Below are 18,448 nucleotides of genomic sequence, written 5' to 3'. Positions count from 1 at the left end.
CGGCTAGCCTAACGGGACTGATTTATCGGTTGAGGGAGAGATATCAGCAGAACTAGTGGTTCCGAGCCGTAGAGCAAGGTCTTCAAGAGCGCGTTCCAATCGACGTAGTTTTTCGCCAGCGGCTTCGGTTAGTGAAGGCGGGCGCACAAGCTGCAAACTATCATCATTTTCGTCCAATATTGCAGTTTCAGTTTCCGACAAGCGTTCAAAATCAGCACCTCGCAAATCCGCAATACGCGTATTGGAATGAGCATAGGACATGAATTTTTGCCATGTTTGCGCTGGCAGTCGACCGCCTGTTAAATTGTTGGTCTTCGTGTAATCGTCATTGCCGTACCAAACTGCAGCAACGTAGTTGCCAGTATACCCAACAAACCACGCATCACGATAGGATTGGGTCGTGCCGGTTTTGCCAGCAGCAGGTGTTCCTGCGACTTGGGCGCGTCTGCCGGTGCCAGAGGTAACAACTGCCCGCAACATTTCGTTGATGCCTTCAACGGTGGAGATTTTGAGCACTTGTTCAGGAATGTAGGCTTTTTTCGCGTCGAAAATGACATCGCCCTTTAGGTTAGATATTCGACTGATGCCAAACCCTTTTGCCTTTTTTCCCTCATTCGCAAAAACGGCGTAGGAGGAGGCCATGTCCAATACGCTAACAGACACCACCCCAAGAGCGAGCGATCTTGTTACAGGAAAAGAGTTTTGAAGCCCCATTTTATGCGCGAGGTCGGCGATAGGTTGACGCCCGGTAGACTGGGACAGCCGAACAGGTACAGTGTTGATGGAACGCGCTAACGCGCTTTTAAGCGTCACCCGCCCGGCATAGGAGCGGCCATAGTTTTTGGGGCACCAATCACCAATACAAATTGGCCCGTCAGTGATAACGGTACTTGGCCTGAACTTGCCTGTTTCTAACGCCGTCGCATAAACGAATGGCTTGAATGACGAGCCCGGTTGTCGGGTTGGGCTGGTCGCCCGATTGAATTGGCTTTTTCCATAGTCAGATCCCCCAACCATGGCGCGGACGGCACCGTCTGGCTCCATCACAACCATTGCGCCTTGTTCCACCCGATATGCTGCGCCTTCTTCGCGTAATAGCGAATTTACAGAGTTCTCGGCGTGCTTTTGCAATACTGGATCTACCGTTGTGCGCACCACAAACGCGGATCCGACGGGATAATCTTTGATGATTTCTTTGACGTCGATGAACGCCCAATCAAGAAAGTAGTTCGGTGATTCAACATCATCAAAGCGATCTATTGGCGTAGCTGGCGCAAATCGAGCCGCTGTAACTTGGCCCTCGGTCATAAAGCCCGCTTGGACCATGTTGGTTAGCACGTCATTAGCGCGGCCCCTTGCTGCCGCTAAATCGACATGGGGTGCGTATTTGGTGGGGGCTTTGAAAAGGCCAGCCAACATGGAAGCTTCTGCAAGCGAAACATTTTGAATTTTCTTACCAAAGTAATAATCGGCAGCCGCTGCAACGCCGAAATTTCCACCGCCCATGTAAGCGCGGTCGAAGTATAATTTCAGAATGTCATCTTTGCTATAATGTGACTCAAGCCAAAGGGACAAAAAGGCCTCATGCAGTTTGCGTGAGATCGTTTTTTCTGACGACAAAAATAGGTTTTTTGCCAGCTGTTGGGTGATTGAGCTACCGCCCTCCACAAACGAACTAGCGCGTACATTGGTTACCATAGCGCGGGCAATGCCCAAAATATCGATGCCGAAGTGTTCGTAAAAGCGTCGATCTTCGGTCGCCAATGTTGCGTTGATCAAATATTCAGGCAACGTCGCCAATTCTGAACTGTCGTCGCTACGAATGCCGCGTCGCCCGATTTCGTTGCCATATCGGTCTAAAAAGGTAATTGCGTAGTCGTCGACTTCATTGAATTCGCCGGTGGCGGTCAATTGAAACGAAGGAATGGCCAAGGCGGTCATTAAAACCAGCCCAAGCGCGAAAAATGTCATGCCGTCGGAAACAATTTCAACCACAAAGCGTCGAAATCCAGAGACATGAAACCGCGACATGAAATCACCGAACCGCTGGTAACCGATCCCAAGCGATTGAAACGTTTCGAACAGCGAAGAATCCAGCCAAGAATCAAGCCGAATAAACTTGGATGTCTTGCGGCCTTTCTTCTTTTGATAAAACGGATCCGACACAGGTTTCTTTGTCCAAACTTCAAATTATTAGAACTGGCATAAATGCTTGAGCCTTAACGCTAAGTGCATTAAGTGAGCATTATGCAACATTTAGCAATTGATGGCGCAATTTTTTGATCGAAACAAGGCGATTGACGATGAATTTTTGGGAAACGAAATCGCTTGATGAGATGAACGAGGCGGAGTGGGAGTCGTTGTGCGACGGTTGTGCGCGGTGTTGTTTGGTCAAATTGGAGGACGAAGACACCGGACAAATCGTAACGTCTGACGTCCATTGCTCACTGATGAATGAAGAAACATGCGGCTGTTCCGACTATAAAAATCGTCAAACCCTTGTGCCCGATTGCATTAAACTGACCCCAAAGAATGTGGGTGAAATTGAATGGATGCCGGTGACCTGTGCTTATCGTCGTTTGCAAGAGGGCAAGGGGCTTGCATGGTGGCACCCACTGGTTTCTGGCGATAAACAGACGGTTATTGATGCAGGGATTTCGGTGAAGGGTCGATCGATTTCGGAAGAAAAAGTGCAGGAAAGCGATTGGGAAGACCATATTGTGGGTTGGCCCGAATTTGACCCAAGCGAAGAACCCAAATAAGAAAAATTTCCAGAAATAGGAATATAATCCTTGACAGCGTGACGGTTGTTTGCTAAGTTCTGGGTATGGTCGAAGAAGTGCGGCCAAGATGGCAACCAGCGAATAGCGTGGTTGCCTTTTGTTTTTCTATGACAGGCGGAACGTTGAGCAAATCCAAACCCAATTGGACCGAGATCGCACGCGCATATGCAAGCGGCGAGGGGACAATTTCAGATTTATGTGAAGAATTTTCGGTCACCCGTTCTCGCCTATACAGTCAGGCCAAAAGAGAGCATTGGCCAAAACGTCGGGTTGATCGCCAAGTTAAAAAGGCAGAATTCATCGAACGCATGTATGGCGTGCTGAATAAGCAATTGGAACAAATTGACCAAAGAATTTCGCCGGATGGGCCCGTTGACGTGGTTGCCTTGGGAAATATTGCAAAAACATTTGAGAAACTGATCGAGCTGGGCGGTGAGGACAAACCTTCCGGCGTGCAAAAATCAGACGGGAAGGCGTTAAAGCTGCTCCGTGAAGTACTGGCGCAGAATATGAAAAACGCGCAAAATACCAATGGTATGAATGAACAGAATTGATCATCTGCTTTCGCAACTCAGCGAGCCTGAACTGCTAAAGCTAAAATTTGATTGGTCAATCTGGGCGCGACCATCGCAAATTCCACCAGCTGGCGATTGGACCACTTGGCTCTTACTGGGTGGACGGGGTGCGGGTAAAACCCGCGCAGGTGCCGAATGGGTTCGCCAAAATGCGACCTGTAGCCACCCCAAAAGCCCCATCGCATTGATTGGTGAAACAATCAGCGATGCGCGCTCGATTATGGTGGAGGGGCACTCAGGATTGCTGGCCATCCACCCTCCGGAAGAACGCCCGACATTTCACCGGGCGAGAAATTTACTGGAATGGCCAAATGGGGCGACGGCGCGACTTTATTCGGCCAGTGATCCGGAAAGCTTACGTGGCCCACAGTTTTCCTGCGCTTGGAGCGATGAATTATGCAAGTGGCCTGCCCCAGAAGAGGCATGGAACATGCTTCAATTCTGTTTGCGCATTGGGCAACAGCCCCAGCAAATGGTCACCACGACACCTAAACCGATCAAGCTGCTGAAACAGCTCATACAAGCCGAAAATTCAAAAGTCACAAAGGTGAAAACAGATGAAAATAGACAAAACTTATCGCCGTCTTTCCTGACCAATATTGTGAGCCAATATAAGGGCACCTCGCTTGGCCGGCAGGAACTAGACGGCGAGATTTTGGAAAGCAGCGATGATGCGCTTTGGACAAGGGCGCAAATGGATCGATACCGGATAAAACATGCCCCTGACATCCAACGGATTGTGGTTGCGGTTGACCCGCCAATTTCCAGTCACGAGAAGTCTGATAATTGCGGAATTGTGATTGCGGCGCTGGGACAAGACGAAGTTTATGTGCTGGCTGACGGCACAATTGGTCGCGCGTCTCCCCTTAAATGGGCAACACGGGTGGGGGAACTTTTCGAGCAGTTTCAAGCAGATTGTGTGGTTGCCGAAGTCAACCAAGGCGGTGATTTGGTGGTGAATGCTCTGCATCAGGTTAACCCCACATTGCCGGTAAAAACAGTACATGCGAAACGCGGTAAATGGCTGCGGGCCGAGCCAGTTGCGCTGCTTTATGAGCGCGGACTGGTCCACCATGTTGGCATGTTCGCAGAGCTGGAGGACGAGATGTGCAACTTCTCGCCCGACGGACGTTCCAACGGACATTCGCCAGACAGGTTAGATGCGCTGGTTTGGGCCATATCTGAATTGGTTTTGGTCAATTCAAATCGACCACGCATCCGCAACATTTAAATTTTTTTGAAGGTTTCTTATGGGAAATATCTTTGACCGGTTGCTTTCGCGCCGGGCGCTTCCACCTGCCGAAACGAAATCGGCGCACTCCTATATTTCGATGGTCGATACACAATCTGCCAGTTGGTCGGGTCGGTCTTATGCCTCATTTGCCCAACATGGCTTGATGAAAAACCCGGTTGCCCATCGCTCGGTGACATTGATCGCCCAAAGTGCGGCGAGGGTGCCGTTACTGGTCGATGATGGCGGGGAGCGCCTGGCTGCTCATCCGGTGCTTGATCTGTTGAGTGCGCCAAACCCTGACTGCGCGGGTCCTGAATTGCTGGAAACAATTTTCGCGCACCTTCAATTGAGCGGTAACGCCTATTTGGAGTTGTTGCAGTTCGACGATGCGAAATTTCAGCTTTACCCGCTGCGACCAGACCGCGTTTTCCCCGTCGTGGGCAATGACGGTTGGATCAACGCGTATGATTACAAAGTTGGCAGCAAAAAACGGCGAATTACGCCGAATAAGAATAATCCGGTGCCGGTTATTCATCTGCGCAATTTTCACCCAACGAACGACCATTCCGGGCTTGCGCCAATCAGCGCAGCGATGGATGCAATTGATACGCACAATAAGGCTTGCGAGTGGCATAAGTCACTGCTCGACAATGCGGCGCGACCTTCAGGTGCTTTGATTTACAGCGCAGAGGCGGGGAATTTAACCGCTGACCAATTCGCACGACTAAAATCCGAACTTAACGATAGTTTTCAAGGGGCCACAAATGCAGGCCGTCCGATGGTTTTGGAAGGCGGGCTGGATTGGAAGGCACTGTCCATGTCCCCACGCGATATGGATTTTATAGAAACCAAGAACAGCGCCGCGCGTGATATTGCGATGGCGTTTGGCGTACCCCCAATGTTGCTTTGTCTTGCAGGCGATAACACATATTCGAATTATCGCGAGGCAAACCGCGCATTTTGGCGGCAAACCATCATCCCACAGATGGTAAAAACCTGCGCTTCGCTGACACGATGTTTGCGAACTGCAATCCCCGGTGAATGGCGTTTGGTGCCCAATTTTGAGGTCATCGAAGCCATTGCAGATGAGCGTTTAGCGAACTGGGCGCAAATCGACGCCATCAACACCCTTACTGCGGACGAAAAGCGCGAGCTGATCGGACTGCCAAAACATACTTCAAGCAATATTAGCCCCGTAAATACGGAGCACAGGGAGGACTAAATGAATGAAATTGCTCAAACATTTGCACAGCGAGGTGACTTAGCGCACCTCGCTCTTTTTTTGTGGGCTGCAAGTTCAAGCGCTTTACTGGTTTGGACACTGAAAGAATTGGCCATCGCCAACAGTCGTTTTGACCATTTCGTCAACGAAATTACGGCGATCAACAAGCTGTTCAAGCGAAAAGGCTAAGGCCGAAAATTGAAAGGAAATGCCATCATGTCTGATGCCGTTAAAAGTGAATTTCAACAATTTGCCTGGAATATTGTTTCCAGCATTGCCAAGTCCTCGTCTGTCAAATCTCCACCTCGCAGGCTGGTATCGCGCCGTGCGACCGGAAAATCTGCGACCTCAAAATCAAAATGACCATTAAGATAAGCCAAGACGGCATTTTTTCCGGTTATGCGAGCATTTTTGGCAAGATCGATCAGGGCGGCGATGTTGTTATGCGTGGGGCGTTCGAGAAATCGATTAACACGCGCGGTGCAAGCAAAATTCGCATGTTGTTTCAGCACGATCCCAAAGAGCCGATTGGCGTTTGGCATTCGATCCGAGAAACCGATGTAGGCTTAAAAGTAACCGGCCAACTAAGTGAAAATGTTGCGCGCGGGCGAGAGCTTATTTCACTTGTCCGCGAGGGGGGAATTGATGGGCTTTCCATTGGTTTTCGTACCATTCGCGCATCGGCGAAATCCCGTGCTGTCTCTAGACGGCTATTTGAAATCGACCTTTGGGAAATCTCAATCGTAACGTTTCCAATGCTCGACGTGGCGCGCATCAGTGCGCCCAAATTGGCGCAAAATATCAAGCAGGCGACCAAGCTACTAACCTCAACTCAATAAGGAATATCAATGACTACCACCCAGTCTCACGACCTTGAGGTGAAGGCACACGCACGTGCTGACGCCAACGACGACGTTACGCATTTGTTTGACGACTTTATGCATGCATTTGATGAGTTTAAATCTACCAACAATGCGCGTCTGATGGCAATTGAAACCAAAAATGATGATGTGTTGTTTGATCAAAAACTTGATCGTTTGAATGCCGCGATGGACAATCAAAAGGCAACGATGGACCATTTGTTGGGCCAAAAAATGCGCCCGGGTTTGGCACAAGATGCTGGAACTTTGGCTGGTGATACAGAGTATAAAGATGCCTTTTCAGCCTATGTCCGCAAGGGCGAAGAAAAGTCCTTGTCCGTTGGTGTAAATGCTGATGGCGGATATTTGGTTCCAGCTGAAACAGACCAAGATATCGGTCGACGTCTCGCTTCGATTTCGCCGATCCGTTCAATCGCGAGTATTCGCCAAGTTTCTTCTGCTATTTACAAAAAACCCATCGCAATTTCCGGGCCTGCCGTTGGCTGGGTTGGCGAAAAGGACGCGCGGCCTGAAACATCCGCATCAACCTTGGCTGAAATTGAATATCCAACGACTGAGCTTTATGCGATGCCTGCGGCGACCGCTAGTTTCCTTGATGATGCCGCAGTCGATGTGGAGCAATGGATTGCTGAAGAAGTTGAAGTGGCCTTTGCCGAGCAAGAAACCGCTGCCTTTATTGCAGGCGATGGCGTTAAAAAGCCGACTGGCTTTCTGAATGCACCGCAGGTTGATGATAGTAGTTGGTCTTGGGGCAATATTGGTTATGTGCCAACAGGTGAGGCGGGTGACTTGCCTTCATCTAACGCCAGCGATGTATTGATTGATCTTGTTTACAATCTGAAGGCTGGCTACCGCCAAAATGCAAGTTGGGTGATGAACCGCCGAACTCAAGCACAGTTGCGTAAACTTAAAGATTCAGACGGCAATTATTTGTGGCAACCAAGTCATCAGCCCGGTATGCGCCCTAGCTTCATGGGTTTTCAACTTGTCGAAGCTGAGGACATGCCTGACGCCGGGGTAAACACCACGCCGATTGCTTTTGGTGATTTTCGTCGTGGCTACCTCATCGTTGATCGGTTGGGTGTGAACGTTATCCGCGATCCATATTCAGCAAAACCATATGTCCTTTTCTACACGACCAAACGTGTCGGCGGCGGCGTCTTGGACTTCGATGCAATCAAATTGCTCAAATACTCAGCCAGCTAATTCTTTGATAGCGAACTGAGTTTGCCGATCCATCAAGTTTCCTCTCGCTTGGTGGGTCGGCCCTTTTATGGAGTTTCCATGACATCATTTTTGTTAACAGGGCCTGCGGTCGAGCCGGTCACCCTTGAGACCGCCAAGACCTTTTTGCGCGTGTCGGACGATGTGGATGATCAACTGATCTCAACACTCATCAGCGCAGCGCGTGTGCATGTTGAAACCCTCACACGGCGCGCGCTCATTTCCCAAGTCTGGCGCAAGACTTTGGATTGCTGGCCACAAAATAATCTAGTGGAATTGCCACTTGGCCCGTTTCAAAATCTAGTGGCAGTACGTGTGTTCAACACGAATGGTGACCCTGTGATATTACCGCTGGCCCAATTTATCGGCGCAGACCATTCTGCACCTGCAAAGCTTTTGCTGCCGAAATCCATTTCTGGTCAACCGATGTTGCGCGAGGATGCAGCGATTGAAATCGACTATCAAGTTGGTTTCGGCAACACCAGCGACGATGTGCCTGCTGATCTCAAACAGTCTTTGCTAACACTCATCGGCCATTGGTACCAAAATCGCGAAGCAGTTGTGATGGCGGGCAGCGGCGCTATTGTGCCGCTGGGATTTGATCAACTTGTCGCCCCTTACAAGGTGATGAATATATGAGCGTAAAAATCCCCGCTTTGGGATCGCTCAATCAGCGGGTCGAACTCATTTCACGCCAGACAGCAATTGATGCAAGTGGCGGGCAGGTGACGAGTTTTTCCAGTATTGGAACGGTATGGGCAAACATACGAACCCAAGCGTCAGGCATTGGCGAACAAGGCGACGCTGCATCATCGTTTTTGGCAAAAACGGTCACAATCCGATTTCGCGCAGATATTTCTGTTGGCGATCGCATGAAGGTTGGCAATGCGCAATATGATATCGATCATGTTGTCGATATCAACGGCAGGCGTGCTTATTTGCGCTGCTATTGTTCGGAGCCAACGAGCATCGGGTCGCGCCATGAATAAGGCGATGAAAGACTTACAAACCGCGCTGGTTTCGGCCCTGCTAGCGGATGTTCAATTGAACGGTTTGCTTGGCAATAATCGAATTTTTGATGCACCGGGAAAACAAGTTAAACCACCCTATGTCACCGTCTCTCGACATAATGCGAGGTGGCGTGCCGCACAAGATACTTCGCTTTCAACACACATGATCGATTGGCATGTTTGGTTATCGGAACCACACCGTGCTCGCGCACTGGAGATAGCGGATCGCCTATGTGACGTGGTGCTTTCAACCGCCAAAGATGGCGGCTCATACTCGCTGATTCAAGCGAGCCATATCAGCACGCAAACCATGATCGAAAAGCGAAACGGTTGGACCAAAGTTGTGGTTCAAACCCAGTTTAATTTAGATATTTCAAATATATAGGGACATTATTCATGAGCGCACAAAGCGGACGGGACATGCTGTTAAAGCTTGATGAGACCGGCGCAGGAGCCTTCGCAACTGTTGCAGGCATTCGAACCCGTCAAATGTCATTTAACGCACAGTCCATCGATACGACAGATTCATATTCCGCTGGCCAATGGCGTGAATTATTGGCGGGCGGCGGTATCAGAACAGCCTCCATATCGGGTGGTGGCGTTTTTAAAGATGCGACATCAGACGCCCGAATTCGCGAGTTGTTTTTCTCAGGTGAGTTGCGCAATTGGCAACTTATTCTGCCAGACTTCGGCACGATTGAAGGTCAGTTTCAAATTACATCATTGGAGTTCTCTGCTGATCACACAAGCGAAGTTTCATTCGAAATTGCGCTGGAAAGTGCCGGTCAAATCAGCTTTTCGGCAGCAGCTTAATGGCAAATGAAATGCGTGGTGAAGTCGACGCAGAAATCGACGGTAAAACCTACACATTATGTCTCACACTTGGCGCGCTAGCCGAACTAGAAGCATCACTGCAATCAAGCGACCTCAATGGACTAGCGGAACGGTTTGAGGGTGGACGGGTCTCGGCCAGAGACTTGATCGCCATTGTGGGGGCGGGCCTGCGTGGTGGTGGCAACGCGGTAAGCGATGTTGAACTGGCAAATATGAGCATCAATGGTGGCGCGCGTGGGGCGGCTACGATTGCTGTGAAATTGCTCGCAGCAGCTTTTGGTGAGCAATAATTTCCAAAGTAACAGGTTTCCCGTGGGAAGACGCAGCCCGAATTGGGTTTGACTATTTACGGCTGTCGCCCACCGCGTTTTGGAAACTAACCCCCCGCGAGTTGCTGATGATCGCCAAAGCCAGTGGCCACCCCGTTCCCCTAAATCTAGACCGCAATTCATTTGAAGAGCTTGCGCGTAAGTACCCGGATGAGGACCAAATTAATGAATGATGACGAGAAAATTGCTGAGAATTGGCGCGATGAGTTCGACGACCTAGACAACGAGGTCAAAAGAATAAAGGAACTCGCGGATGGGGTCGGTAAGTCATTGGCCGCAGGGCTTGGCGATGCAATCAGCAAAGGCAGTTCGTTACGTTCTATCTTGAACAATATTGCGAAGAGTTTTGCTGACATTGCCCTAAAGGCTGCCCTGAAGCCGGTCGGCGGGATGTTCTCAGACCTTGTACAAGGTATTTTCACGGGGGCAAATCCAGTGCTGCCAAAGGTTCAGGCTTTCGCCAAAGGCGGCGTGATTAACCGCCCGACATTTTTTCCGAATTCTGGCGGTATTGGTTTGGCGGGTGAAGCAGGGGCTGAAGCAATTTTACCGCTAAGCCGAGATAGTTCTGGCCAGCTTGGTGTTGCGGCCAATTCCGTCGCGCCAGTGCATATTTCAATGACCGTAAACGCGACGGATGCGCAGAGTTTCCAACATGCAGAAGCAGAGATTGGCGCATCGTTGCTTGGGGCCGTCAGAAGAGGGCAGAGGGCAAGCTAATGGGCTTTCATCATATTCGATTTCCAGTGGAGATATCTTTAGGGGCGAGAGGTGGTCCACAATGGGCGACAGACATCGTGGAACTATCGTCTGGCGCGGAACATCGCAATTCACGTTGGGCACACTCACGCCGCCATTATGACGCTGGTTTTGGGGTGAAATCAAAGGCAGATTTACGCACAATCTTAAGTTTCTTCGAAGAGCGTCGCGGCAGCTTCCATGGGTTTTTGTTTAAAGACCCTATTGATTTTAGCTCGTCTGAAAACGCCCCGACAGCGCTGGATCAAGCGATTGGCACTGGCGATGGGATAAAAACACAATTTCAATTGAAGAAGAAATATGGCGCTGCGTTCGATCCCTATTTTCGTGAGATCAACAAACCAATTGCGGGAACCGCGCTGATCGGCGTTGCTGGGGTTGCGCTTGCTCCAAGTCAATATGGCGTGGATGAAGCCACCGGCATCGTCACACTAAATGTGGCCCCGGCGGCTGGTGTTCTGGTTTCAGCAGGGTTTGAATTTGACGTGCCAGTACGTTTTGCATCTGACCGGCTAGATATTGAAATCACCAGTTTTAACGCCGCGATTGCACCAACCATCAAACTTGTCGAGGTCCGTTTATGAGAACGTTTGATCCTGCATTTCAAACCCATATTGAAACTGGCCAAACCAGTCTCTGCAATTGCTGGATAATCACAAAGACCAACGACAAGAAGCTCGGTTTTACGGATCATGATCAGGCCATAAATTTTGATGGCCTTGAATTTCACCCCTCTGCTGGGTTTTCGCCGACCGCCACCGTGCAAAAAAGTGAAAGCTCCATTGATACATCTGACGTGATGGGATGGTTGGATGACAATCGGATAATCGCGTCGCACATCCGAGATGGCCAATATGCAGGTGCCATTGTTGATACATGGAAAGTGAATTGGGGTGACTCATCGGTCAGGCATCATTTTCGGCGCGATATTGTTGGGGAAATTACAGAAAAAGATGGAGTCTTTAAAGCAGAGTTGAGATCTCAACATATTGCTTTCAACCAAATGCGCGGGCGGTTGTATCAGCGAGATTGCAATGCGAATTTCGGCGATGCTGCATGTGCTATTGACGCAAATGATCCACTTTATTCATCCAATTGCGTGGTCTCAGCACCGCCGGTCAACAACATGCTGACGGTGACGGGTCTTGAGGCACGGGAACAAAATTGGGCAAATGGTGGCACACTGGTTTGGATGAGCGGCGAACGTAAGAACCGATCCATTCGCATTGTAAAACACGCAAAATCTACAAATGAAGTCACGCTGTTCATCGAGCAATTTGACAATGAGCTGGTTGCTGTTGGCGATCAGGTAAAAGTGGTGGTTGGGTGCGATAAGTCTTTTAGCACTTGCATGGCTAAGTTTTCAAACCAGCTCAACTTCCAAGGGTTTCCTCACATCCCTGGTGAAGCGTTCGTGTTGAAATATCCAACGCGAGAAAATCCGTTGGACGGCAAAGTTCTTGTACGTTGATGGCTTCCCAAAATGAAGTTGTCGCCAGCGCCCGAAGTTGGGTTGGCACACCATACCGCCATCAGGCGGCCACAAAACATGCGGGCTGCGATTGCCTAGGGCTGATTGTGGGGGTCTGGCGTGATCTGATCGATGACATCCAATTTGATCTGCCGCCATATTCCGCGAATTGGCGAGACCAGACACATGCCCATGAACTGGGCAAAATTGCCGCAAAATACTTGATCACGCAAAACTGTTCCCCGTTGAAAACAGGCAATGTCGTTCTGTTCAACATGCGGGCAGGCGCTGCAGCCAAACATTGCGGGATTATTGTCGACAGCGATCATTTTATCCACGCGCAAGAACGGGTGGGCGTCGTTGAAGTTCCATTTAGCAATTGGTGGCGACGTCGGATTATTGCTCAATTTAGTTTTCCAGAAAGAGCCTAACAAATGGCAACATTACTTCTTGCTGCGGGCGGCCAGTTTATCGGCGGCGCGCTTGGTGGCCCCTTGGGCGCGACCATTGGACGAGCCGTCGGCGCACTTGCAGGCAATGTGGTTGATAATCAACTGTTTGGACAACATTCACAGCCTGTTTCCAACGACATCAGGCTTCTCAATTCGCGGGAAGGGCACCCCGTTTCTCGGCTTTATGGCTGGTCCCGTGTTTCAGGCAACATCATCTGGGCAACGGAACTAGAACGGCTTACCAAGGCGGGTGGGGGCATAAAATCTATCGGCGGATCAGAAGATGAGGTCATCGCGGCAAACTTTGCCATAGGTCTTTGTGAAGGAACGGTGCCCCATATCGGTCGGATTTGGGCGGATGGAGAATTGATGGACCTGCGGCAGGTCAACCATCGCTTTTACACCGGCACAAAAGATCAATTGGCCGATAGTTTGATCGAGGGAAAGCAGGGTGCCGGCAACGCACCCGCGTACCGAAATCTAGCCTATTTGGTGTTTGAACAGCTTGATCTAACCCCATATGGCAACCGCATTCCGCAAATCTCTGTGGAGCTTTGCAAGCCAGTTGGCGATCTTGAGGAACGTACGCAAGCTATATGCGTCATCCCCGGCGCGACAGAATTCGGCTATGACCCCACGCCACGCGTCCGTCTATTGGGCAACGGCGAGGTTCTGTCAGAAAATAGTCACCAGACCTTGGGCAAGTCCGACTGGGAAGTTTCAATCACAGAACTAACGTCCCTTTGTCCCAACCTAAAGCACGTCGCATTGGTGGTGAGTTGGTTTGGTGATGACCTGCGCAGCGGGGAGTGTACCGTTACACCGCGCGTTATGGGGCATGACCGCAACATCAAGGATGTAGAGTGGGGCGTTGCTGGGTTATCCCGCCAGCAAGCAAAAGTTTGTAGCCAAGTCAACGGTGGCCCTGCTTATGGTGGCACCCCAAGTGACCAAAGTGTCATCGCGGCAATTAATGACCTTAAAGCACGCGGGATTAAAGTCACGATCTATCCGCTCATGATGATGGACATTGAAGCGGGTAACCAGCTTGAAGACCCCTATAGCGGCGAAACTGGTCAGGCAAACTACCCGTGGCGGGGGCGGGTTACCTGCAACCCGGCGATCGGTCGAACGGGAACAGTTGACCAAACCGCCGGTGCTGCGGCGCAGATTAGCAACTTTGTTGGAACAGCAATGGCAAGCCATTTCTCGGTCAGCGGGAACATGCCAACTTACACTGGGCCTGACGAATGGTCATACCGTCGATTTATTCTGCACTGCGCTAATCTCGCGCGGGCTGCAGGCGGTGTTGATGCTTTTCTGGTTGGTTCGGAAATGGTCGCTTTATCCACTGTCCGGGCAAACGCCACGAGTTTTCCCTTCGTTTCTGCACTCAAATCGATCACCCATGACGCAAGGGCAATTCTGGGTGCCCAAACAAAGATAACCTATGCAGCTGATTGGTCCGAATATCACGGATATCAACCTGGAGATGCGTCAGGCGATAAACTATTTCATCTCGACGAACTGTGGGGCGATAGCGAAATTAACGCCATTGGCATCGACAATTACATGCCGCTTTCCGATTGGCGCGATGTTGGCGAAAATGTTGATTTCATCCAACAGAATATCGTTCATGACCTTGACTATCTCAAGTCGAATATCGCCGGAGGTGAAGGGTTTGATTGGTACTATGCGAGCGACGCTGACAGAAATGCGCAGATCCGCTCGCCTATCAGTGACGGAGACCACAACGAAGACTGGGTTTGGAAATATAAGGATTTGCAAGGCTGGTGGTCAAACGCCCACCACAACCGAGTGGGTGGCATTCGACAGGGGGTAGCGACGGCTTGGGTCCCTCACTCAAAACCATTTTGGTTTACAGAACTAGGGTGCGGTGCGGTCAATAATGGGGCTAATCAGCCCAACGCTTTTACCGATCCGAAAAGCGCGGAAAATAAATCGCCATACCATTCAATCGGGCAGACAGAGCCAACTATGCAGCGCCAGTTTTTGCGCGCCCATTATGACCATTGGCAGCCTGAGCAACAAAAATTTGTTTCCGCCAACAATCCCAATTCGCCTTTATATGACGGCAAAATGCTGGACCCGGAACGCACATATTTATGGGCGTGGGATGCCCGTCCGTTTCCTGCTTTTCCGTTGCGAGAAGATGTTTGGTCGGATAGCCCGTCATTTTACACGGGACACTGGACGACCGGACGATTTGGATGTGCGACAGCAAGTGAGTTAGCGGCTTCAATTGCCCAAGATATTGGTGTCGACCTTAAAGTTGATGACAGTGCGCCAAGTTTCGTCGAGGGCTGTTTGGTCAGCGCGCCTTCAGCTGCGCGCCAAGACGTGGAATTGCTGATCAAGACAGATCATTTGTTGCTGCGAGATCGGCCAGATGGGCTTTCGTTGACCAGGCAACGCGATAATATTGTGCATCAACTTAGCGAAAACGATTACGTCATGGAACGTGACGGACGATTGGAGCGCTCACATCAAGACCGAGCCGAGCGCGTTCGCCGGGTGAATGTAAGCTATGCAGACCGGCTTGCGGATTACAATTCGGCTTCCCTGTTTCGCAACAGTTCTGAAAAAGATGGCGCAATTGCCAATGTCACGCTGCCCTTTACGCTCGACCAAGGCGCGGCCGGACGCATTGCAGATTTTCAATTGGACGCGGCCAGCGAGGATAAAAAGACCATAGGTCTTTCGGTTTCTACCGCTTGGCTGTCGCTTGAAGTTGGAGATGTCATTTCAATTCCAAGTGATCCCGCCAAATATGTGATCATGAAGATTGTAGACGGAATTGCCCGCCAAGTGACGGCGCAAAGCATTGGTCAACAACCACAGGTCGCGTCAGCAATTTCTCGCAATCGACCGGCGCCAGCGATTGTCGAAGCTTCTGCGTCGCTGCCAATCACTTATTTTGCTCAAGTGCCTGCAATAAACGCTACCGACGAGTTTTCATCGCACTTGATGGTTGGCTCCTATGCCAAGCCATGGCCGGGGATCATAAATATTGTTGATGAACATCAGCTCGAAATTGCGCAACTAACGAAACCTGCCGCCCTTGGTATTTTGAAATCCGAACTTTCAGCGGCCCGGAATTTAGCAACATGGGACATGCAATCCGAATTGGAAATAGAACTATTTAGCGGCCATATTTCTTCTCTTGATAGAGCCCGCGTGCTTGCTGGGCAAAATTGGCTATTGGTTAAAAATGATCTGGCCCAATGGGAAATTATTGGCTTTGCGACGGCGTCACTAATAGCGCCACATAGGTACAAAATATCTGATCTTTTGCGGGGACTGGGCAAAACAGAATATGCGGCTCAAACACCGGCATCCGCCGGATCGCCGATCATGCTCATAGACGGTGCTGCGAGATTTACAAGCACTCTAGAAACCTCAAGTTTAGCCGCTTTGGCTGGGCCAAACGATGTTAATGGCGAGAAGATCGATTGCATCAGTTCGATTAGCCCCAACCTTCCATTGGCTCCTGTTCACTTGCGCGCCCAAAGAGATGTGACCGGCAACGTCACTCTTTCATGGAAAAGGCGTGGCCGGGCAGACGGAAACATCTGGTTGGGCAGCGATATTGCCCAAGACGTAGCAACTTCTGGGTTTCAAGTCGACATAATCGGCACGTCAGGCGTTTTACGAACAATCGAAACGGGGACGCCGATTTTCCAATATTCTACAGCAGATCAAACCGCCGACTTCGGGCTTTTACCTGAAAAATTTGATTTTAAGGTCCGCGAAATTAGCTTGGCACTTGGGCCAGGCCATAGCAATTTAGGTGTCTTCAATTGACAAATACTGATCGCCATAAACTGCCATTGATTGAAACCAATCAGGCGCAAAAACATATTACTCACAATGAATCTATCCGAGCGATTGATGCGCTATTGCATCTCGCGGTGGAGAGCGTTGAAACCAATGATCCACCTGCATCGCCTGAACCCGGTAACTCTTGGATCATCGGGGCGATGCCGACAGGCATTTGGTCGGGAAAAGAACGCAAAATTGCGACCTATGATGTCAACGGATGGCAATATCATGCGGGCGTTGAAGGCACTCTGGTTTGGGTGAAACCTAGTAAAGAACTCTTTTCGTTTTCGGCTGGTAGTTGGCAGCGATTTGACCAACAACCTTCGCTGTTGCAAAACGCCCAGTTCGTCGGCGTTGGGGCAACAGCAGACGCAACCAATAAGTTGGCGGTGAAATCAGACAATATCTTGTTTTCCAACGATGAGACGGGTTCAGGTGATGTGCGCCTAAACATCAACAAAGCTGGTGTATCAAACACATCGAGCATGACATTCCAGAGCAATTGGTCTGGCCGAGCTGAAATGGGCATCGCTGGCGACGATGACTTCGCCATTAAAGTCAGCCACAACGGATCTGACTGGACGTCATCTCTGCGCATCTCCTCGCAAACTGGTGAAATTGAACTAACGCAAGGCCTTTCCCCTGATAGCAAAGGCAGCACACACAAGATCAATGCGCTTGGTGATAGTGGTCGGTTTGCAACGGAAAAAACACGTGCAGTCTCAACCTTTAACGCGCCGACCTATTTGCAAATGGAAAATGGGGCGGCAATTTCAAGCCATGCCAAATTCAATTTCGATAGCGTTGATTATGGTGGCGTAGGTGCTGCCAATGATGTGATCGTCAAGCAATTGGTGGACCAAATCAGAGAACCGTCGGCGGCAAGATATTTCGCAGAGTTTTGGGTCGCCAAAATTGTTGCTGGGGCGGGAACTCAATATGAAAATACCCAAGGCGGGAGTTCAAAATATCGGCTTTGCTCATACGATCTAATTGGCGGCGCGCGACAAACCCTTAGCGTTTATATCTGTGCGCTGTCGGGCACAGTTTGCTTGTCTGGCTTGAACCACCAGCTTTGGGTAAATGGAGCACGCATTCCTGATTTTATTGAGTTAAACCCCTCCGACGGTTGGCAACATGTCAACGCGTGTTCAGACGTTGCCCCTCGATTTGCATCACATCAAATTTCTGAGCTGTTACCCGCGTTCGCCTCAAGTGGAACGCAAATGTTAATCGCTTTGCCTGCTGTCATTCCTGACAGAGTGCGCGTAGGGCGAGATGATGGGATCGTGCCTGCAATGATGATGGTGGGTTAATCGATGTCTGACCCAACCAAAAACGAAGCATTTCAATCGGCACTATCACATATTTTGCGCTATGAGGGCGGTTATGTGGATCATCCCAGGGACCCGGGTGGCGCGACCAAGTTCGGCATAACAAGAAAAACACTAGCGCGATTTCGAAAGGTCTCTCCTTGGTGGAAGTTGCCCAAAATGGCCGTTAGGCAAATGGGGCGGGTTGAAGCCGCACAAATTTACTTCAAATACTATTGGAGCCGAATACGAGCGGATGAGTTACCCGAAGCACTCGCTTTCACCATGTTCGATTATGCCGTGAATAGCGGTCCGCAAAGAGCCATTTCAGAACTGCAAAAAATCGTGAAAACAGAAGTAGATGGTGTGATTGGACCCAAAACCACGTCGGCCATTGAAAAATACTGTGAGCGGTCGAGTTTGAAGGCACTTCTTTCCCAATACATCGAAAATCGGCACAGCTTTTTGAGAAAGCTGAAAACCTACCCGGTTTTTGGAACAGGTTGGCGCAACCGTAT

At 50.1% G+C, this 18,448-nt stretch carries 21 protein-coding genes; 20 read left to right on the top strand and 1 reads right to left on the bottom strand.

The window, feature by feature from the left end:
* Positions 1-3: 3 nt before the first annotated feature.
* On the bottom strand, positions 4-2,166 hold the full coding sequence (locus ACSHWX_RS00105) for a transglycosylase domain-containing protein (RefSeq protein WP_435666131.1): 2,163 nt from the start codon (positions 2,164-2,166) through the stop codon (positions 4-6).
* Between the two features lie 137 nt (positions 2,167-2,303).
* On the opposite strand from ACSHWX_RS00105, the gene ACSHWX_RS00100 reads away from it, so the two are divergent.
* The 20 genes from ACSHWX_RS00100 to ACSHWX_RS00005 form a co-directional block, all read left to right on the top strand.
* Positions 2,304-2,762: a YcgN family cysteine cluster protein gene (locus tag ACSHWX_RS00100; RefSeq protein ID WP_435666130.1), complete on the top strand. Its 459-nt coding sequence runs from the start codon at positions 2,304-2,306 to the stop codon at positions 2,760-2,762.
* Between the two features lie 143 nt (positions 2,763-2,905).
* Positions 2,906-3,337, top strand: coding sequence for a hypothetical protein (locus ACSHWX_RS00095; protein ID WP_435666129.1), 432 nt, complete (start codon positions 2,906-2,908; stop codon positions 3,335-3,337).
* Entirely contained in the window at positions 3,324-4,589 is a 1,266-nt protein-coding gene (locus ACSHWX_RS00090; RefSeq protein WP_435666128.1) for a DNA-packaging protein, read from the top strand. Before ACSHWX_RS00095 ends, ACSHWX_RS00090 begins: the two co-directional genes overlap by 14 nt.
* A 19-nt stretch (positions 4,590-4,608) precedes the next feature.
* On the top strand, positions 4,609-5,814 hold the full coding sequence (locus tag ACSHWX_RS00085; RefSeq protein ID WP_435666127.1) for a phage portal protein: 1,206 nt from the start codon (positions 4,609-4,611) through the stop codon (positions 5,812-5,814).
* Complete coding sequence (locus ACSHWX_RS00080; RefSeq protein ID WP_435666126.1) at positions 5,815-6,003, top strand: hypothetical protein; 189 nt, start codon at positions 5,815-5,817, stop codon at positions 6,001-6,003.
* A gap of 170 nt (positions 6,004-6,173) precedes the next feature.
* A complete protein-coding gene (locus tag ACSHWX_RS00075) occupies positions 6,174-6,653 on the top strand; it encodes an HK97 family phage prohead protease (protein WP_435666125.1) in 480 nt (159 codons plus the stop codon).
* Positions 6,654-6,662: 9 nt separating this feature from the next.
* Positions 6,663-7,901, top strand: a complete 1,239-nt coding sequence (locus ACSHWX_RS00070) for a phage major capsid protein (protein ID WP_435666124.1) — start codon at positions 6,663-6,665, stop codon at positions 7,899-7,901.
* Positions 7,902-7,979: 78 nt separating this feature from the next.
* Positions 7,980-8,558, top strand: coding sequence for a head-tail connector protein (locus tag ACSHWX_RS00065; RefSeq protein ID WP_435666123.1), 579 nt, complete (start codon positions 7,980-7,982; stop codon positions 8,556-8,558).
* Complete coding sequence (locus tag ACSHWX_RS00060; RefSeq protein WP_435666122.1) at positions 8,555-8,908, top strand: phage head closure protein; 354 nt, start codon at positions 8,555-8,557, stop codon at positions 8,906-8,908. Before ACSHWX_RS00065 ends, ACSHWX_RS00060 begins: the two co-directional genes overlap by 4 nt.
* Complete coding sequence (locus tag ACSHWX_RS00055) at positions 8,901-9,314, top strand: DUF3168 domain-containing protein (protein WP_435666121.1); 414 nt, start codon at positions 8,901-8,903, stop codon at positions 9,312-9,314. The genes ACSHWX_RS00060 and ACSHWX_RS00055 overlap by 8 nt, the downstream gene beginning before the upstream one ends.
* An 11-nt stretch (positions 9,315-9,325) precedes the next feature.
* Entirely contained in the window at positions 9,326-9,742 is a 417-nt protein-coding gene (locus ACSHWX_RS00050) for a phage major tail protein, TP901-1 family (RefSeq protein WP_435666120.1), read from the top strand.
* Complete coding sequence (locus ACSHWX_RS00045) at positions 9,742-10,053, top strand: gene transfer agent family protein (protein ID WP_435666119.1); 312 nt, start codon at positions 9,742-9,744, stop codon at positions 10,051-10,053. Before ACSHWX_RS00050 ends, ACSHWX_RS00045 begins: the two co-directional genes overlap by 1 nt.
* A complete protein-coding gene (locus tag ACSHWX_RS00040) occupies positions 10,050-10,265 on the top strand; it encodes a rcc01693 family protein (RefSeq protein ID WP_435666300.1) in 216 nt (71 codons plus the stop codon). The genes ACSHWX_RS00045 and ACSHWX_RS00040 overlap by 4 nt, the downstream gene beginning before the upstream one ends.
* The gene (locus ACSHWX_RS00035; protein WP_435666118.1) at positions 10,258-10,812 is read left to right on the top strand and encodes a phage tail tape measure protein; all 555 of its coding nucleotides are present in this window, start codon (positions 10,258-10,260) and stop codon (positions 10,810-10,812) included. The genes ACSHWX_RS00040 and ACSHWX_RS00035 overlap by 8 nt, the downstream gene beginning before the upstream one ends.
* Positions 10,812-11,435, top strand: a complete 624-nt coding sequence (locus ACSHWX_RS00030; protein ID WP_435666117.1) for a phage distal tail protein, Rcc01695 family — start codon at positions 10,812-10,814, stop codon at positions 11,433-11,435. The genes ACSHWX_RS00035 and ACSHWX_RS00030 overlap by 1 nt, the downstream gene beginning before the upstream one ends.
* Complete coding sequence (locus ACSHWX_RS00025; protein WP_435666116.1) at positions 11,432-12,322, top strand: DUF2163 domain-containing protein; 891 nt, start codon at positions 11,432-11,434, stop codon at positions 12,320-12,322. Before ACSHWX_RS00030 ends, ACSHWX_RS00025 begins: the two co-directional genes overlap by 4 nt.
* Positions 12,322-12,753, top strand: coding sequence for an NlpC/P60 family protein (locus ACSHWX_RS00020; RefSeq protein WP_435666115.1), 432 nt, complete (start codon positions 12,322-12,324; stop codon positions 12,751-12,753). The genes ACSHWX_RS00025 and ACSHWX_RS00020 overlap by 1 nt, the downstream gene beginning before the upstream one ends.
* Before the next feature lie 3 nt (positions 12,754-12,756).
* Complete coding sequence (locus ACSHWX_RS00015) at positions 12,757-16,599, top strand: baseplate multidomain protein megatron (RefSeq protein ID WP_435666114.1); 3,843 nt, start codon at positions 12,757-12,759, stop codon at positions 16,597-16,599.
* Entirely contained in the window at positions 16,596-17,933 is a 1,338-nt protein-coding gene (locus ACSHWX_RS00010) for a DUF2793 domain-containing protein (RefSeq protein WP_435666113.1), read from the top strand. The genes ACSHWX_RS00015 and ACSHWX_RS00010 overlap by 4 nt, the downstream gene beginning before the upstream one ends.
* A 3-nt stretch (positions 17,934-17,936) precedes the next feature.
* The coding region (locus ACSHWX_RS00005) for a glycoside hydrolase family 108 protein (RefSeq protein WP_435666112.1) at positions 17,937-18,448 on the top strand (512 nt) is incomplete at its 3' end.

Origin of the sequence: Maritalea sp., assembly GCF_051251695.1 — a bacterium.
Lineage (GTDB): Bacteria > Pseudomonadota > Alphaproteobacteria > Rhizobiales > Devosiaceae > Maritalea.
This window is presented reverse-complemented; position numbering and strand designations above follow the sequence as displayed.

Coding starts and splice junctions, on each gene's coding strand:
- ACSHWX_RS00100 (WP_435666130.1), top strand. CDS start 2,304: ATGAATTTTTGGGAAACGAAATCGCTTGATGAGATGAACGAGGCGGAG.
- ACSHWX_RS00090 (WP_435666128.1), top strand. CDS start 3,324: ATGAACAGAATTGATCATCTGCTTTCGCAACTCAGCGAGCCTGAACTG.
- ACSHWX_RS00085 (WP_435666127.1), top strand. CDS start 4,609: ATGGGAAATATCTTTGACCGGTTGCTTTCGCGCCGGGCGCTTCCACCT.
- ACSHWX_RS00080 (WP_435666126.1), top strand. CDS start 5,815: ATGAATGAAATTGCTCAAACATTTGCACAGCGAGGTGACTTAGCGCAC.
- ACSHWX_RS00075 (WP_435666125.1), top strand. CDS start 6,174: ATGACCATTAAGATAAGCCAAGACGGCATTTTTTCCGGTTATGCGAGC.
- ACSHWX_RS00070 (WP_435666124.1), top strand. CDS start 6,663: ATGACTACCACCCAGTCTCACGACCTTGAGGTGAAGGCACACGCACGT.
- ACSHWX_RS00065 (WP_435666123.1), top strand. CDS start 7,980: ATGACATCATTTTTGTTAACAGGGCCTGCGGTCGAGCCGGTCACCCTT.
- ACSHWX_RS00060 (WP_435666122.1), top strand. CDS start 8,555: ATGAGCGTAAAAATCCCCGCTTTGGGATCGCTCAATCAGCGGGTCGAA.
- ACSHWX_RS00055 (WP_435666121.1), top strand. CDS start 8,901: ATGAATAAGGCGATGAAAGACTTACAAACCGCGCTGGTTTCGGCCCTG.
- ACSHWX_RS00050 (WP_435666120.1), top strand. CDS start 9,326: ATGAGCGCACAAAGCGGACGGGACATGCTGTTAAAGCTTGATGAGACC.
- ACSHWX_RS00045 (WP_435666119.1), top strand. CDS start 9,742: ATGGCAAATGAAATGCGTGGTGAAGTCGACGCAGAAATCGACGGTAAA.
- ACSHWX_RS00035 (WP_435666118.1), top strand. CDS start 10,258: ATGAATGATGACGAGAAAATTGCTGAGAATTGGCGCGATGAGTTCGAC.
- ACSHWX_RS00030 (WP_435666117.1), top strand. CDS start 10,812: ATGGGCTTTCATCATATTCGATTTCCAGTGGAGATATCTTTAGGGGCG.
- ACSHWX_RS00025 (WP_435666116.1), top strand. CDS start 11,432: ATGAGAACGTTTGATCCTGCATTTCAAACCCATATTGAAACTGGCCAA.
- ACSHWX_RS00020 (WP_435666115.1), top strand. CDS start 12,322: ATGGCTTCCCAAAATGAAGTTGTCGCCAGCGCCCGAAGTTGGGTTGGC.
- ACSHWX_RS00015 (WP_435666114.1), top strand. CDS start 12,757: ATGGCAACATTACTTCTTGCTGCGGGCGGCCAGTTTATCGGCGGCGCG.